Below are 15,157 nucleotides of genomic sequence, written 5' to 3' on the forward strand. Positions count from 1 at the left end.
GCCATGGCCGAGATCCGGATCGAAAACCTGGTCAAGCAGTTCGGCGGCTTCGCTGCCGTGCGCGGCACCAGCTTCACCATCGCCGATGGCGAATTTTTCTGCCTGCTCGGGCCCTCCGGCTGTGGCAAGACTACGACCTTGCGCATGATCGCCGGCCTTGAGCTGCCGACCTCGGGGACAATCAGCCTCGGCGGCGAGGACGTCACCTTCCGCCGCGCGCGCGAGCGCGACATCGCCATGGTGTTCCAGTTGTTCGCGCTGTACCCGCACATGAACGTGCGCCGGAACATTGCTTTTCCATTGGTCTCGATGGGCGTGCCGAAGGCCGAGATCAAGCGCAGAGTGGAGGAGGCTGCGCGCATCCTGCGCATCGATCATCTGATCGATCGTCCGGTGAGCGGGCTGTCGAGCGGCGACCGGCAGCGCGTCGCGCTGGGCCGCGCCATCGTCCGGGAGCCCAAGGCGTTCCTGATGGACGAGCCGCTCGGCGCGCTCGATGCCGAGTTTCGCCACATCATGTGCGGCGAGCTGCGCGCACTGCACGACCGGCTGAAGGCGACCACCGTGTTCGTCACCCACGACCAGCTCGAGGCGATGTCGATGGCTGACAAGATCGCGGTGATGAATCGCGGCGTCGTCGAGCAGCTCGGTACGCCGCAGGAGATCTACGATCGGCCAGCGTCGATGTTCGTCGCCGACTTCATCGGCTCGCCGGCGATGAACTTCATCCGCTTCGAGGGCAGGCTCGCCGCCGGGGCCAGCAGCGTCCGCATCGATGGCGCCGAGATCGGCGTGCCCCAGCTGCGCGAGGATGCCGGGGCGAACGAGCTGGTGCTGGGCGTACGGCCGGAGCAGGTGACGCTGACGGCCGAGGGCGGCCTGCGCGGCGAGGTGTTCGGAGCCGAATATCTCGGCACCACCCAGATCATCACCATCACGACCGCGCATGGCATGGTGAAGGCGCGCGCGCCGGCGGCTGTCCGTGTCGCGCGGGCCGAGCCCGTCGGGCTCAGCTTCCGCGCCGACCGGCTGTCGCTGTTCGATGCCGCCTCGGGCCGCGCGATCCGCACGGCGCTATACGAGCAGCCGGCGAGGGGAGGCCGTCATGGCTGAGACGCGGCTCGTCAATGTCAGCAAATCGTTCGGCGCCAAGGCCGCAGTGCGCGACCTCTCGCTGACCATTCGCGACGGCGAACTCGTCGTGTTGCTCGGACCGACTGGCGCCGGCAAGACCACGACCTTGCGGCTCGTCGCCGGCCTGGAGACGCCTGACAGTGGTTCCGTCGCCATTGGCGGCGTGGACCAGATCAACGCGACGCCGGCAGCGCGCGACGTAACCTTCGTGTTCCAGCAATACTCGCTGTATCCGCATCTGTCGGTGTACGACAATCTCGCCTTTCCGCTGCGCTCGCCTGTGCGCAAGACTCCGGAGCCGGAGATCAAGCGCATCGTCGGCGACGTCGCTGCGATGCTGCGGATCGAGGACAAGCTCGGCAATCGCGCCACGCAGCTGTCCGGCGGCCAGATGCAGCGCGTCGCCATCGGCCGCGCTCTGGTGCGCAGGCCTGCGATCGCACTGCTCGACGAGCCGCTGTCGTCGCTTGACGCCAAGCTGCGCTCGGAGCTGCGCATCGAGCTCAAGCGCATCCAGCAGGATCTCGGCGCAACGATGCTCTACGTCACCCACGACCAGATCGAGGCGATGACGCTCGCCAACCGCATCGGCGTCATCGACCAGGGCCGGCTGGTGCAGGTCGGGACGCCGCGCGAGGTCTATGAGGATCCGGCCAACACCTATGTCGCGACCCGGCTCGGCAGCCCCGGCATCAATCTGTTGCCCCGCGGGCTGTTTCCGGACCTCGCATTGCCCGCCGACGTCGCGACGATTGGCGCCCGGACCGAGCACATGACGGTGCGCCGCGCCGGCGGTGGAGCCGACGCACGTGTGAAATGGATCGAACATCTCGGCGATCAGAACCATCTGCACATCATGTTCAACGACCAGAAGATCGTCAGCCTCGTCGAGCCGGACACGGAATTGAAAGTCGGCGACTCCGTCGCTATCGAGTTCACCCGGCCGCTGCTGTTCGACCGGGCGGGCCAGCGGGTGAGATAGACAATGGACCAGACGTTCAAGCGCAGACTGATCGTGGCGATGGCCGATGCCATCATCGCGCACGCCGAGGAGCTGACCGAGCTCGATTCGGCGATCGGCGACGGCGACCATGGCCTCAACATGAAGCGCGGCTTCGAGGCCGTGCTGGCAGAAGCCGACAGCATCGCGGCCAAGCCGTTGCCCGATGCGTTGAAGGCGGTCGGCATGGCGCTGGTGATGAAGGTCGGCGGCGCCTCGGGTCCGCTCTATGGCACGCTCGCAATGGGGCTCGGCAAGGCGCTGCCGGCAGAGCCATCTGCGGCTGAAGCCGCGGCGGCGCTTGATCGTGCCATCGCGGATGTCAAAGCGCGCGGCAAGTCCGAGGCAGGCCAGAAGACCATGCTCGACGTCTTGATTCCGGTGCAGGCAGCTTTCGCTGCCGGCGGCGATGATCTGGCGAGCCGGCTGCCGGCGATTGCGGCGGAGGCAGCCGACGCGACCGTGCCGATGCTGGCCATCCGGGGCCGCGCCTCGTTTCTCGGCGAACGCTCGATCGGGCACATGGACCCCGGCGCGCGCTCGTCCAGCCTGCTGGTGCAGGCGATCTGCAGCGTTTTCAATGAGGCCTGATCATGAGTGAACAGAAGAATGTCGGCATCGTCATCGTGTCGCATTCCGCCAAGGTGGCGGAAGGCGCGGCCGACATGGTCAGGCAGATGGTCGGCGACAGCGTGCCGCTGGCGGCCGTCGGCGGTAACGCCGATGGCGGGCTCGGCACCGATGTCGGCGCCATCATGGGCGCGATCGACAAGGCCTGGTCGGAATCGGGCGTCGCGATCCTGGTCGATCTCGGCGGCGCCGAGACCAACAGCGAGATGGCCGTGGAAATGATGCCGGAGGAGCGGCGTGAGCGCATCGTGATCTGCAATGCGCCGCTGGTCGAAGGCGCTGTCATGGCAGCGACGGAGGCCTCCGGCGGCTCGCCGCTCGATGCGGTCCGCGCGACCGCTGAAGAGCTGATGGGCGGATGAGCGGAGACGGCAATGGCTGACGGCGGAGAGATCGGCATGCAGGAAGTGACGGCGCATGCGCTGCTGACGAACGAGGTCGGGCTGCATGCGCGCCCCTCGGTCAAGCTCACCCAGCTCGCCAAGCGGTTTGCCTCGACCGTCGAGATCGCGATCGCGGCCGATGGTCCCTGGACCGATGCCAAGAGCCCGGTGAAGATCATGCGCGTCAAGGCGGCCAAGGGCGAGACGCTGTTCATGCGCGCGAATGGAGCGGATGCCGAGGCTGCCGTCAGCGCGCTGGTCGATCTGGTCAATCGCAAGTTCGACGAGGCGTGACGATGGGGCGGCGCATCTCCGCGCGTGCAGCGTCGGACGGGCTGGCGATCGGGCCGGCGATGATCCTGCGTGCGCTGGACGGCGCCGACCGGGCGAAGGGATCGATTGCCGAGGAGCATGCGGCGCTGGCGGCCGCGGTTGCAAGCGCGCGCGAAGCGGTGGCCGAATTGATCGGACGAGTTGCAGGTGACGCGGCCGAGCTGATCGGCTTTCAGCTGGCGCTGCTCGAGGACGATGCGCTGACGGAATCCGCCTATGCGCAGATCGAGAGCGGCGTTGCGGCCGATGTCGCCTGGCGCAGCGCGATGGCGGAGGAGATCGCCGGCTACGAAGCGGCGGACGACGAGTATTTCCGCGCCCGCGCCAGTGACCTCGCCGACATCCGGGATCGCGTGCTGCGGCATCTGTTCGGGCTGGCCGACGATGCCGAGCTTCCCCAGGGGGCGATCGTGGTCGCGCGCGACCTCGCGCCATCGGCCTTTCTCGGCGTCGACTGGTCGAAGGGCGGCGGCATTGCGCTGGGCGAGGGCAGCCCGACCAGTCACGTCGCCATGCTGGCGCGCGGCCGCGGCGTGCCGATGGTGGTCGGACTCGGTCAGCAGTGGGAGAAGCTCGACGGCCCGTTGCTCGTGGATGGAGGCCGCGGCCTCGTCATCGTCGATCCCGGCGTAGAACAGATCGCAGCGGCGCGGACGGAAAGCGAGGGGCTCATGCGCCGCAAGGCCGACGCGGTGGCGCGCCAGCACGAGCCGGCGTTGACGCGCGACGGCACGTCCGTGTCCGTGCTCGTCAACATCTCCGGTCCGTCTGATATGACGGTGCTGCCGGCCGCAGCCTGCGACGGCGTCGGTCTGGCGCGGACTGAATTCCTCACGGCGAATCTGCTCCATGATGAAGAGGCGCAGTATGGCGCCTATGCCGAGCTGATGCGCTGGGCCGAGGGCCGTCCGGTCACGATCCGCACGCTGGATGCCGGCGGCGACAAGCCGATTCCGGGCTACACCGTCGACGGCGAGAGCAATCCGTTTCTCGGCCTCCGTGGGCTGCGGCTGTCGCTGCGTCATCCCGAGATCTTCCGGGTCCAGCTGCGTGCGCTCGCGCGCGCCGCCGTGCTGGGACCGCTCAAGGTGATGCTGCCGATGGTGACCAATGCCGCCGAGCTGGAGGCAGCGCGCGGGCATCTGCGCGCAGTGCTGTCCGATCTCGCCGACAGCAACGTTAGCTTTGCCGAGCCGGCGTTCGGCATGATGGTCGAGGTGCCCGCGGCCGCGCTGGCCGCGCAGGAGTTCGCTGCCGACTTTTTCTCGATCGGCACCAACGATCTGACCCAATACGCGACCGCGGCCTCGCGCGACGGAACAGAGGTGGCCGACTATGCCGATGTGCTGCATCCCGGCGTGCTGGCGATGATCGCGCATGTGGTGCGGGCTGGCCGCGCCAGGGATGTCGAGGTCTCCATCTGCGGCGATGCCGCCGGTGATGTCAGGGCCATTCCGGCGCTGCTCAAGGTTGGTGTCCGCACGCTGTCGGTCTCGCCGGGCCTGTTGCCGCTGGTGAAGGCCGCGATTCGCGAGCTTGATCTGACCAGGCTTGCCGAGGGCGCATGAGCGAGCAGGATCAATCCGGGTCGTCCAGTCCGCTCGCCGACTACAAGGCGATCCTGCGCGCGGTCATCGACAGCCGTCCCTCCGGCACGCGGCAGCGGCTGGCGGAGGCGATCGGCAAGAACCGCAGCTTCATCTCGCAGATCATCAATCCGGCCTATCCGACGCCGATCCCGCTGCAGCATCTCGAAACCATCTTCCACATCTGCCATTTCTCGCCGCACGAGCAGCAGACGTTTCTCGCCGCCTATCGCGCCGCGCATCCGGGAAGACTGGAGGAAGCGGAGACGCAGCGGCCGATGCGCCGGCTCGTCGTGGAACTGCCTGACTTCGGCGATCCCGCGCTCAACGCCCATGCCGATCGCATCATCACCGGCGTCGCGCGTGGCATCACCGCGCTGATCTCAGCCAATGAAAACAATGACGATGCCGAACCGGGAGGGAAGCCATGAAGAAGCTGATCAACGCCGTCGACGATGTGCTGACCGAGAGCCTGCAGGGATTCGCGGCCGTGCATGGCGACATCGTCACGCTCGGCGAGGAGGCCAAGTTTGTCCGCCGCAAGACTCTCAAATCCGGCAAGGTCGCGCTGATCTCCGGCGGCGGCTCCGGCCATGAGCCGCTGCATGCCGGCTTCGTCGGCCAGGGGATGCTCGACGCCGCCTGTCCCGGCCAGGTCTTCACCTCGCCGACACCCGACCAGATGCTGGCCGCGGCGCAGGCGGTGGACACCAGCGCCGGATCGCTGTTCATCGTCAAGAACTACGAAGGCGACGTGATGAACTTCGCGATGGCCGCGGAGATGATGGAGACCAAGGTCGCGACCGTCATCACCGATGACGATGTCGCAGTGGAGACCTCGACCTATTCGACCGGCCGCCGCGGCGTCGCCGGCACGCTGGTCGTGGAAAAGCTGCTCGGCGCCGCGGCCGAGCAGGGCCGTGATCTCGATGCGCTGAAGGCGCTTGGTGACGACGTCAACAAGCGCACGCGGTCGATGGGCGTAGCGCTGACCTCCTGCACCGTGCCGGCGGCGGGCAAGCCGACCTTTGCGCTCGGCGAGGACGAGATGGAGATTGGGGTCGGCATCCATGGCGAGCCGGGACGGCGTCGCGTCAAGCTCGCCTCGGCCGATGCCATCGCCGAGGAGATGATGGGGGCGATCCTGGCCGATCTCGCGCCCAAGCCCGGCACGCCATGCCTGCTGCTGGTGAACGGTTTCGGTGGCACGCCGGCGATGGAGCTCTATCTGATGGCCAATTCCGCGCGGCGCATCCTGGAGGGGCGCGGGCTTGCGATCGCGCGCGGGCTGGTCGGCTCCTACGTCACCTCGCTCGACATGGCCGGCTGCTCGCTGACGGTCACCGCGCTCGATGACGCGACGCTGTCGCTGTGGGATGCGCCGGTGCATACGGCCGCGCTGCGCTGGGGATGTTGACGTCAGCGGATCTCGTTCGAGTAGTAGTGATGCGCCGTCGTGGCGCGGTGCTGGCTGAGAAGGGCGAGCGCGCCGGTCTGGTCATAGGCCTCCTCGTCGATGACCAGCACGGCGCTCGGTGCTGAAAGCCCGAGCAGCTTGCGATCCTCCTTGGTCGCGACCTCGGCCGTGACCTTCTCGCGCACTGCGGCGATACGGATGCCATAGGCCTCGAGCAGGTGGCGGTAGATCAGGGCAGGGACCTTCTTCGTCTCGCGTGGAAACTCCGGCACGCGAGATGCGACCATCGAGATCCGCGAATGCAGCACCGGTGTGCCGGCGACGCGGCGGATGCGATGCAGATGCAGCAGTGGCTCGCCGTCGGCCGCGGCAAACAGCGCCGCCGCGGCCTGCGCGGCAGGGCGTGTCGCCACCGACAGCACCTCGGCCTCCGAGTGCAGCAGGCTACCGTCCTCGCCGAGCAGGCGGAAATACTGGAAGAAGAACTGCAGACCGTTCTGTGAGGCACGGCCGGTCACGACCGTGCCGGTCTTGCGCCGCCGCATCAGCATGCCGCCGGCCGTGAGATCGGCGAGTGCGCGCCTGATCGTGCCGACGGCAACGCCATACTGATTGGCGAGCGCGACCTCGCCGGGCAGCACCGTGCCCGGCGGCATGTCGCCGATCAGGATGGCCTCGGCGATCTGCCGTTTGACATGCTCGTAGAGCGGCACAGGCAGGGCGCCCGGACCGGCCCCCACGCCATCTGCCGCTTTGCTGACCACGCCTGCCTTCTTCATGGAATTGACAAAGGCTCCAAGGTGAACTCTATTTCTATATAGAATATAGGATTGAGCCGACGGCAAATGATTTCTCAGCACATCCCGACGCTTCAAAGCGGGGACGGTTTGGCCCGGGCCCTTGCGGCGATCGAGCGGCTGTCCGAGACGGCCGTCGATGACCTCAGGAAAATGGTGGCGGTCGACACCAGCTTTCCACCCGGAGTCGGCTACGATGCTTTTGCCGATCTGATGGCGCAACTCGCGGCGCCCCTGGCGCTCGACTGTGAACGCGTGATCGTTCCTGAGGAGCTGTGGCGCGCGCCGGGCGCGCGGGGACGGCGCACCAATCTGATCGCGCGGCGCAGGTCGGGCAGGCCGGTGCTCGGACTCTATTTTCACGTCGATACCGTGCCCGCCGCGCCCGGCTGGAGCAGCGATCCGCTGCGCCTCCTGCGCGAGGGCGATCGCCTGATCGGACTGGGCGCTGCCGACATGAAGGGCTCGATCGCGGCGGCGCTGCTGGCGCTGCGCGCTGCGCAGGAGGCCGCATTGCCGCTCGCCTATGATCCAATGCTGCTGCTGTGTACCGATGAGGAGGCCGGTCTCTATCCCGGCGTGCGCTATCTGGCCGAGCAGGGCCGTCTCGAAGGCCACATTCTCAATTTCAACGGCAGCGCGATGCCACGGATCTGGGCCGGCTGCTTCGGCCTGTTCACGCTGACGGTCCGCGTCCACGGCAAGGCGGCGCACGCCGGAGAACAGCGCAGCGCTGGCGCCAACGCGATCGAGGCCGCGCTGCCGATCCTCAATGCGCTCTCAGCATTGAAGCCAGTGATCGCGCAACGGATTTCGGCGCTGCCGCCGCCGCCCCATGCGACCGGACCGCTCACAGCGAGCCTCGACGTCTCTGCCATTCATGGCGGCCAGTGCGGCGGCCAGATCCCGTCGCAGGCCGAGATTCTGCTGTGCCGCCGCTACGCCCCGGAGGAGGATTTTGCCGTTGCGCGGACAGAGATCGAAACCGCGATCAAGAACGCGGCAGGCAGCCTCGACGTCGACATGACCCTCACCGGGCATCTTGCGCCGACCGCCGATCCCGGCGGGCCGCATTGGCCGCGCTGGCAGCAGGCGCTATCGGCCGGCTTCGGCTATGCGCCCGACGCGTTTGCACGCTGGGGCGCTTCCGGCTGCTCGGACTTTGGCTGGGTGCAGCAGGCGACCGGCATGCAGGAGGTGCTGCTCACCGGCCTTGGCAAGCCCGACAGCTGCATCCACGCCCCCGGTGAATCGACCACGCTGACCGACATCGTCGCACTGGCCAAATCGGTGCTCGCGTATCTTTCAGTTGAGTTCTGCCCCGAACTCTCTCCCGAAACCATGACGCCCTAAGAGGACCTCGCCTGATGCCGTCCGTCACCCGTCGCCATTTCCTCGCCAGCTCCGCGCTCGCGCTGGGCGCCTTGCCGCACGTCTCCCTTGCCGCCGAGGCGCCGAAGCGGGGCGGGGTGCTGCGGATCTCCGTCGACCAGGGCGCTGCGGTCATTCATCCGCTGCTCGCGCGCGTCAATCCGGAATACCTCGTCACCGAGCTGCTCTACTCCAATCTGACGCGGCTGAAGCCGGACATGGCGGTGGAGCCGGATCTTGCGCTGTCGTGGGAAGCGGGTGCCGGACTCACCGAGTGGATCTTCAAGCTGCGGCCGAATGTCAGCTTCCATGACGGCTCGCCGCTGACGGCCGAGGACGTCGTCGCAACCTTCAAGGCGATCCTCGATCCGAAGACCGCCTCGCCGGCGCGCACCAATGTCGGCCCGATCAAGGAGGTCGTGGCTGTCGATGCGTCGACCGTAAAGTTCACGCTGTCGGTCGCCTTCGCCGATTTCCCGGTCGCGCTCGCCTATACCAATGCGCGCATTGTTCCGGCCAAGGTGATCGCCAGCGACCTCGGCAGCCTCGCCACCAAGGCCAACGGCTCCGGCCCGTTCAAGCTGGTGTCCTACGAGCCTGATCGTAAGATCGTCGTTGAGCGCAACCCTGCTTACTACGACCCGGCACGTCCCGCGCTCGATCGCGTCGAGATCCTCGTCTACCCCGATCGCACCGCCGAAGCCTCCGCCCTGATCTCGGGGGACATCGACTTGATGCTCTCGACGACTCCAGGCGAATATGAGCGGCTCGGCAAAGCCGGTGGCGTCAAGGCGCTGCGGATTCCCTCCGGCCAGTTCCTCAACGTCAACATGGGCTGCGACCAGAAGCCGTTCAACGACGTCCGCGTCCGCCAGGCGCTGGCGCTGACGATCGACCGCGAGGCCATGGCCGGCTTCGTCGCCGGCGGCTACGGCACGCCCGGCAACGATACGCCGCTCAGCCCGGCCTATCGCTTCTACAAGGACGGCAAGCTGAAGAAGCCGGATATCGCCAAGGCCAAGCAGCTGCTGGCCGAGGCCGGCTATCCCTCCGGCATCGATCTGACCATGGTCGCCTCCGACAAGCCTGATACCCGCACCCAGCTCGGCGTCGCCATCCGCGAGATGGCCGCGCCGGCCGGCTTCCGCATCAACGTGCAGACGATGCCGCACGCGACCTATCTCGACCAGGTCTGGAAGAAAGGCAATTTCTACGTCGGCTTCTACAACATGCAGCCCACGGCAGACGCGATCTTCAAGCTGCTCTATACGTCGGATGCGGCCTGGAACGAGACGCGCTGGAACAATCCGCGCTTCGACGAGGTCGTCAATGCAGCGCGCAGCGAGACCGACGATGCCAACCGCGCGGCGCTCTACGCCAGGGCTCAGGCCATGATGATCGACGAGGTGCCGTCCGTCATCCCGGTGTTCTTCGACATCCTGGCGGCGCAACGCGCCTATGTCGAAGGCTACACGCTGCATCCGCGCGGGTCGGTGTTCCGGCTCGATCTGGTCTCGCTCGGCGCCGGCGCGCCCAAGCGCGCCTGAGACAGGATTGGATCGGTGTCATTCGCCTGGCTGCTGCGGCGGCTGCTCCTGATGGTCTACACGGTCGTCATCGTCAGCGTGCTGGTGTTCGCCATCACGCAGGCGCTGCCGGCCGATGCCGCGCAGACCTTGCTCGGCGAGAATGCCTCGCCCGAGGCGCTCGCCGCGGTGCGCGCGCGGCTCGGGCTCGACGACCCGGTCTGGTTGCAGTTTGTGCATTGGGTTGCGCGCGCAGCCTCCGGCAATTTCGGCGTCTCGATGCGCACGGGCCTGCCGGTTGCGCCGGAGATGCTGACCGCGCTGTCGCGCTCGCTGCTGCTCGCGGCAGGCTCGCTCCTGGTGACGCTTGCGATTGCGGTTCCGCTCGGCATGTTCGCGGCGTTGCGCCAGGGCAGGGTGGCCGATACCGTCACCAGCGTGATCGCCTATCTCGGCGTCTCCCTGCCTGAGTTCGTGACGGCGACTGTGCTGGCGCTGCTGCTCACCGACATGCTGCCGTGGCTGCCTGCGACCGGCTACGTGTCGCCGCTGGAGAATGCCGGGCTTGCCCTGCGTCATCTGACGCTGCCCGTCCTGACGATCTCGGTGATTCTCGTCGCCCACGTCATGCGCATGATGCGCTCGGAGACCCTGGACGTGCTGCAATCGGACTATGTCCGCGCGGCGCGGCTGAAAGGCTTGCCGGAGCGCACTGTGCTGGTCCGTCACGTCATGCGCAACGCGCTGCTGCCGGTCATCACCATCGTTGCGCTGGATGTCGGCTATCTGCTCGGCGGCATCATCGTGATCGAGGAGATCTTCGCCATTCCCGGCATCGGCCGCGCACTGATGATCGCGATCACCACCCGCGACCTGCCGTCGATCCAGGCCGGCGCGATGATCATGGCCGTGACATACGCCATCACAAATACGCTTGCGGATGTCGTCTATGCGCTGCTCGACCGGCGGATCCGCTATGACTGAGCTGCTCGTACGAATGATCCGCAAGCCGCAGGGCGCGATCGGCATCATGCTGCTGGCCGTGCTTGCTGCGATCTGCATCCTCGGCCCGTGGGTCGCGCCATATGGTCCGGAGAAGATGGACTTTCTCGGCCGCTTCCGCGCGCCCGGCTGGCAGAACTGGCTCGGCGCCGACCAGTTCGGCCGCGACGTGCTGAGCCGGCTGTTGACCGGGGCGCGCGCCACCGTTCCCATGGCGCTTGCGGCGACCCTGGCCGGCAGCGCGATGGGCGCCGTGCTTGGCGTCGCATCGGCGTATCTCGGCGGCAAGGCCGACGAGTTCATCATGCGCACCAACGACGCTGTCATGGCCATTCCGGGCCTCCTGATGGCGCTGCTGCTGGTCAGCACGCTCGGCAACGGCGCAGGCAATGCGGTCGTCGCGATCGCCATCGCATTCGCCCCTGGCATGGCGCGGGTGACACGCTCGGTGGCGCTGGGTGTGCGCAACCAGGATTTTGTCAAGGCCGCGGTCGCGCGCGGCGAGGGCGCCGCGCAGATCGTCTTCCGCGAGATGCTGCCCAACGTGATGGGGCCGATCGTGATCGAGGCCACGATCCGCGTGTCGTTTGCGGTGATGCTGTTCGCGACCCTCAGCTTCCTCGGCCTCGGTGCACAGCCGCCGGCGTCGGAGTGGGGACTGATGGTCGCCGATGCCCGCCAATACATGCATCGGGCGCCATGGATCCTGATCGCGCCGTCGGCTGCGATCGCGCTGTCCGCGATCGCCTTCAATCTCGTCGGTGACGCCCTGCGCGATGCGCTGAACCCGCGGGATGATCGATGATTCCGGCGCTCACCATCACCAATTACGGCCTGGACTACGTGACCGCGGCCGGCGCGGTCGCCGTGCTGCGCGAGGTGTCGCTCGAGATCGCGCCGGGCGAGGTGCTCGGCCTCGTCGGCGAATCCGGCTCCGGCAAGAGCTCGCTGGCCTGGGCGCTGATGCGCCATCTGCCGGCCAATGCCCGCGAAATCTCCGGCTCGCTGCGGCTCGGCGATATCGACCTGCAGACACTCGGTCCGAAACGGCTGACCGAGGTGCGCGGCCGCCGGATCGGCATGGTGTTCCAGGATCCCTCCACAGCCCTCAATCCGACGCTGACCATCGGCCGCCAGATCACGGAGGCGCTGATGCGCCACCGTGAGGTCAATGCGCGGGACGCGAACGCGCTTGCGATCGAGCTGCTCGGCCATGTCGAGCTGCGCGATCCCGCCGCGATTCTGCGGCGCTATCCGCATGAGATCTCCGGCGGCGAGAAGCAGCGCGTGATCATCGCCACCGCCTTCGGTTGCCGGCCGGATGTGATCCTGTTCGACGAGCCGACGACGGCGCTCGATGTCATCACCGGCGCACGCATCATCGAATTGTTCGCGCGGCTGCGCGCCGAGACGGGCGTCGCCGCGCTCTACATCTCGCATGACCTGGCGATGATGACCAGCGTCGCCGATCGCGTCGCGGTGATCCGGCATGGCCGGGTGGTCGAGCAGGCGAAGGCGAGTGAAATCTTCCGCAAACCGCAGCATGATTACACGAAGTCCCTCATCGCCGCAGTGCCGCGTCCTGAGCGGCGGCTCGTGCACGACACGCCGGGGTCGGCCCTGCTGCTCGAAGCCAAGGGAATCGACGTCCACTACGGCAGGGCAGGGCTGTTCCGCGCGGCTCCGCCGCCGGCCACGAAGGCTGTCGACGTCGACATCCGTGCCGGCGAGATCGTTGGCCTCGTCGGCGAGTCCGGCTCGGGCAAGTCGTCGATGGCGCGCGCTCTGACCGGGCTGGCACGTTTCTCCGGCGACATCCGCTTCGATGGCCGCACGCTGCGTGGTGCCGGCGACATGAACCCGGCCTATCGCCGCGACGTCCAGATCGTGTTCCAGCATCCGGATTCTTCGCTCAATCCGCGCCATCGCATCGGCGAGATCCTGTCGCGTCCCCTGAAGCTATATGGCGGCGATACCGCCTCCGTGCCGCGGCTGCTCGAGCAGGTGCGGCTGCCGGCGTCCTACGCGACGCGCTGGCCGCACCAGTTGTCCGGCGGCGAGAAGCAGCGTGTCGCGATCGCCCGTGCCTTTGCGGCCCGCCCGCGGCTCGTGATCTGCGACGAGATCACCGCGCCGCTCGACGTCTCCGTGCAGGCGCAGATCATCGAACTCCTGCTCGCGCTGCGCGCCGAGACCGGCGCCGCCTATCTGTTCATCACCCACGATCTCAACCTGATCCGGCAGATCGCGCACCGCATCGTCGTGATGCGCCATGGCCAATTGGTCGACAGCCGTGCCGTCGACGCGTTCGGGGCCGATGACGTTCACCCCTACACACGCGAGCTGATGGCGGCGTCGCCCGCGCCCGTCGGCTGACAAGGATAGAAGCGCATGGACCGCAACGACCTGCTCGCCCGCATCGATGTCCCCGCGGCGCTCGCGCTGCTGTCGCGGATGGTGCAGCACAAGAGCTACTCGAAGACCGATGGCGAGAAGCAGCTCGCATCCTTCATGGCCGAGCGGATGCGCGAGATTGGCCTGGATGCGGACGTGACCCCGTTCGGCGATGAGGGACGCGTCAACGCCGTTGGGCGCTGGAAGGGGAGCGGCGGCGGCAAGAGCCTGCTGTTCAACGGCCATGTCGACACCAACCCGGTGACCGAAGGCTGGACCGTCGATCCCTGGGAAGGCAAGGTGGACGACAAGTTCATCTACGGCATCGGCGTCTCCAACATGAAGGCCGGCGATGCCGCCTATTTCTGCGCGGTCAAGACGCTGATCGAGGCCGGCGTGAAGCTGCGGGGTGATGTCATCCTGACTTACGTGGTCGGCGAGCTGCAGGGCGGCGTCGGCACCTATTCGCTGATCGAGCAGGGGCTGCGCGCGGACTATTTCATCAACTCCGAGCCGACCGATCTCCAGGCGATGACCATGCACGCGGCGGCGTTCATGTTCATCATCGAACTCGTCGGCAACACGCGGCATCTGTCGAAGCGCGAGCAGGCGGTCGATGCGATCACTGCTGCCTGCGATCTCATCCCGCGCCTCAACGCGATGATATTCTCCGGCGCGCGTTCGCCGGCGCATGAGGCGATCAATCGCGTCCATGTCGGCGTCGTCCACGGCGCGCTCGGCCGCGAGTTGCATGAGTGGCGGACGCCGCAGGTGGCGGACTTCGTCCGTATCAAGGGCTCGGGCCGCTATGCGCCGGGACAGACCGAGCAGGGCGCGCTGGCCGACATGCGGCGGGAGCTCGATGCGCTGGAGGCGCGCTTTCCCGGACTCAAAGCCCATCTGATGTCGGAGGACCGTGCCGGCGTGCCGACCATGCCGCCATTCGAGGTCGCGCCCGACAGTCCGATCGTTCGCGCCGTCAACGAGGCCTATCGCGCCGTGCGCGGCGAGGCGCAGCCGACCGGGCCGGTCGCGCCGAGCTGTTTCTATGGCACCGATGCCGGCCATCTCTACACGCATGGTGGCATGGAAGGCATCGTCTGTGGCCCCGGCGGCCGGTACAACACGATGCCCGATGAGCGCGTCGACATCCCTGACTATCTCGACATGATCCGCATCTACATGCTGGCCATTCTCGACATCTGCGGCTGACCCCAACCTCAGGTGGTGGTCGCCTGCTGTTGGAACTGCTCGAAAGCAGCAATGGCGTCGGCGGCATACATCAGCGACGGGCCACCGCCCATGTATATCGCCATGCCAAGCGTTTCCTCGACCTCTTGGCGCGTCGCGCCGAGGCGCACCAGTGCGTCCGCGTGGAAGCCGATGTAGCCGTCGCAGCGGACGGCGACGCCGATCGCCAGTGCGATCAGCTCCTTGGTCTTCTTGTCGAGCGCGCCGTCACGGCCCGCGGCCTGGGCCAGCGCGGAGAAACCCTGCATGACCTCAGGGATATCCTTGCGCAACGTGCGGAGATTGTCGGAAATATCCTTGCAGATCTTGGGGTAGTTCTTGTCCATGATTGTC

At 67.1% G+C, this 15,157-nt stretch carries 16 protein-coding genes; 14 read left to right on the forward strand and 2 right to left on the reverse strand.

What is annotated here, in order from left to right:
• The first annotated feature begins 3 nt into the window (after positions 1 to 3).
• From QQL87_RS05875 to dhaK, 8 genes are read left to right on the forward strand one after another with little or no spacing between them, the layout of a single operon-like run.
• Positions 4 to 1,113 carry an ABC transporter ATP-binding protein gene (locus QQL87_RS05875; RefSeq protein WP_284416626.1) on the forward strand — a complete coding sequence of 370 codons (1,110 nt, stop codon included), beginning with the start codon at positions 4 to 6 and terminating at the stop codon, positions 1,111 to 1,113.
• On the forward strand, positions 1,106 to 2,116 hold the full coding sequence (locus QQL87_RS05880) for an ABC transporter ATP-binding protein (protein WP_284416625.1): 1,011 nt from the start codon (positions 1,106 to 1,108) through the stop codon (positions 2,114 to 2,116). The genes QQL87_RS05875 and QQL87_RS05880 overlap by 8 nt, the downstream gene beginning before the upstream one ends.
• 3 nt (positions 2,117 to 2,119) lie before the next feature.
• On the forward strand, positions 2,120 to 2,725 hold the full coding sequence (gene dhaL / locus QQL87_RS05885; protein WP_284416624.1) for a dihydroxyacetone kinase subunit DhaL: 606 nt from the start codon (positions 2,120 to 2,122) through the stop codon (positions 2,723 to 2,725).
• A gap of 2 nt (positions 2,726 to 2,727) precedes the next feature.
• Positions 2,728 to 3,126 (forward strand): dihydroxyacetone kinase phosphoryl donor subunit DhaM, encoded by a 399-nt coding sequence (gene dhaM, locus QQL87_RS05890; RefSeq protein WP_284416623.1) that lies wholly within the window; start codon positions 2,728 to 2,730, stop codon positions 3,124 to 3,126.
• Positions 3,127 to 3,138: 12 nt separating this feature from the next.
• Complete coding sequence (locus tag QQL87_RS05895) at positions 3,139 to 3,441, forward strand: HPr family phosphocarrier protein (protein ID WP_284416622.1); 303 nt, start codon at positions 3,139 to 3,141, stop codon at positions 3,439 to 3,441.
• 2 nt (positions 3,442 to 3,443) lie between these two features.
• Positions 3,444 to 5,048, forward strand: coding sequence for a phosphoenolpyruvate--protein phosphotransferase (gene ptsP / locus QQL87_RS05900; RefSeq protein ID WP_284416621.1), 1,605 nt, complete (start codon positions 3,444 to 3,446; stop codon positions 5,046 to 5,048).
• A complete protein-coding gene (locus QQL87_RS05905) occupies positions 5,045 to 5,497 on the forward strand; it encodes a hypothetical protein (protein WP_284416620.1) in 453 nt (150 codons plus the stop codon). Before ptsP ends, QQL87_RS05905 begins: the two co-directional genes overlap by 4 nt.
• Positions 5,494 to 6,483, forward strand: coding sequence for a dihydroxyacetone kinase subunit DhaK (dhaK, locus tag QQL87_RS05910; RefSeq protein WP_284416619.1), 990 nt, complete (start codon positions 5,494 to 5,496; stop codon positions 6,481 to 6,483). Before QQL87_RS05905 ends, dhaK begins: the two co-directional genes overlap by 4 nt.
• Positions 6,484 to 6,485: 2 nt before the next feature.
• Here dhaK and QQL87_RS05915 read toward each other — a convergent pair whose 3' ends face one another.
• Positions 6,486 to 7,262 carry a GntR family transcriptional regulator gene (locus QQL87_RS05915; RefSeq protein WP_284416618.1) on the reverse strand — a complete coding sequence of 259 codons (777 nt, stop codon included), beginning with the start codon at positions 7,260 to 7,262 and terminating at the stop codon, positions 6,486 to 6,488.
• Between the two features lie 66 nt (positions 7,263 to 7,328).
• Here QQL87_RS05915 and QQL87_RS05920 point away from each other — a divergent pair, with 66 nt between their 5' ends.
• The 6 genes from QQL87_RS05920 to QQL87_RS05945 are packed head-to-tail and all read left to right on the forward strand — an operon-like array spanning position 7,329 to position 14,785.
• Positions 7,329 to 8,633, forward strand: a complete 1,305-nt coding sequence (locus tag QQL87_RS05920; protein ID WP_284416617.1) for a M20 family metallopeptidase — start codon at positions 7,329 to 7,331, stop codon at positions 8,631 to 8,633.
• A gap of 14 nt (positions 8,634 to 8,647) precedes the next feature.
• The gene (locus QQL87_RS05925) at positions 8,648 to 10,198 is read left to right on the forward strand and encodes an ABC transporter substrate-binding protein (RefSeq protein ID WP_284416616.1); all 1,551 of its coding nucleotides are present in this window, start codon (positions 8,648 to 8,650) and stop codon (positions 10,196 to 10,198) included.
• Positions 10,199 to 10,213: 15 nt separating this feature from the next.
• Entirely contained in the window at positions 10,214 to 11,161 is a 948-nt protein-coding gene (locus QQL87_RS05930) for an ABC transporter permease (protein ID WP_284416615.1), read from the forward strand.
• Positions 11,154 to 11,984, forward strand: a complete 831-nt coding sequence (locus QQL87_RS05935; protein ID WP_284416614.1) for an ABC transporter permease — start codon at positions 11,154 to 11,156, stop codon at positions 11,982 to 11,984. Before QQL87_RS05930 ends, QQL87_RS05935 begins: the two co-directional genes overlap by 8 nt.
• Entirely contained in the window at positions 11,981 to 13,555 is a 1,575-nt protein-coding gene (gene nikE / locus QQL87_RS05940; RefSeq protein WP_284416613.1) for a nickel ABC transporter ATP-binding protein NikE, read from the forward strand. The genes QQL87_RS05935 and nikE overlap by 4 nt, the downstream gene beginning before the upstream one ends.
• A gap of 15 nt (positions 13,556 to 13,570) precedes the next feature.
• Complete coding sequence (locus QQL87_RS05945) at positions 13,571 to 14,785, forward strand: M20 family metallopeptidase (protein WP_284416612.1); 1,215 nt, start codon at positions 13,571 to 13,573, stop codon at positions 14,783 to 14,785.
• An 8-nt stretch (positions 14,786 to 14,793) separates the two neighbouring features.
• Here the strand turns inward: QQL87_RS05945 and QQL87_RS05950 are convergent, their stop codons facing one another.
• Positions 14,794 to 15,150, reverse strand: coding sequence for a carboxymuconolactone decarboxylase family protein (locus QQL87_RS05950; RefSeq protein ID WP_284416611.1), 357 nt, complete (start codon positions 15,148 to 15,150; stop codon positions 14,794 to 14,796).
• Positions 15,151 to 15,157: the final 7 nt, after the last annotated feature.

The sequence above is a fragment of the Bradyrhizobium sp. SSBR45G genome (assembly GCF_030159255.1).
In the GTDB taxonomy this organism is placed as follows: Bacteria; Pseudomonadota; Alphaproteobacteria; order Rhizobiales; family Xanthobacteraceae; genus Bradyrhizobium.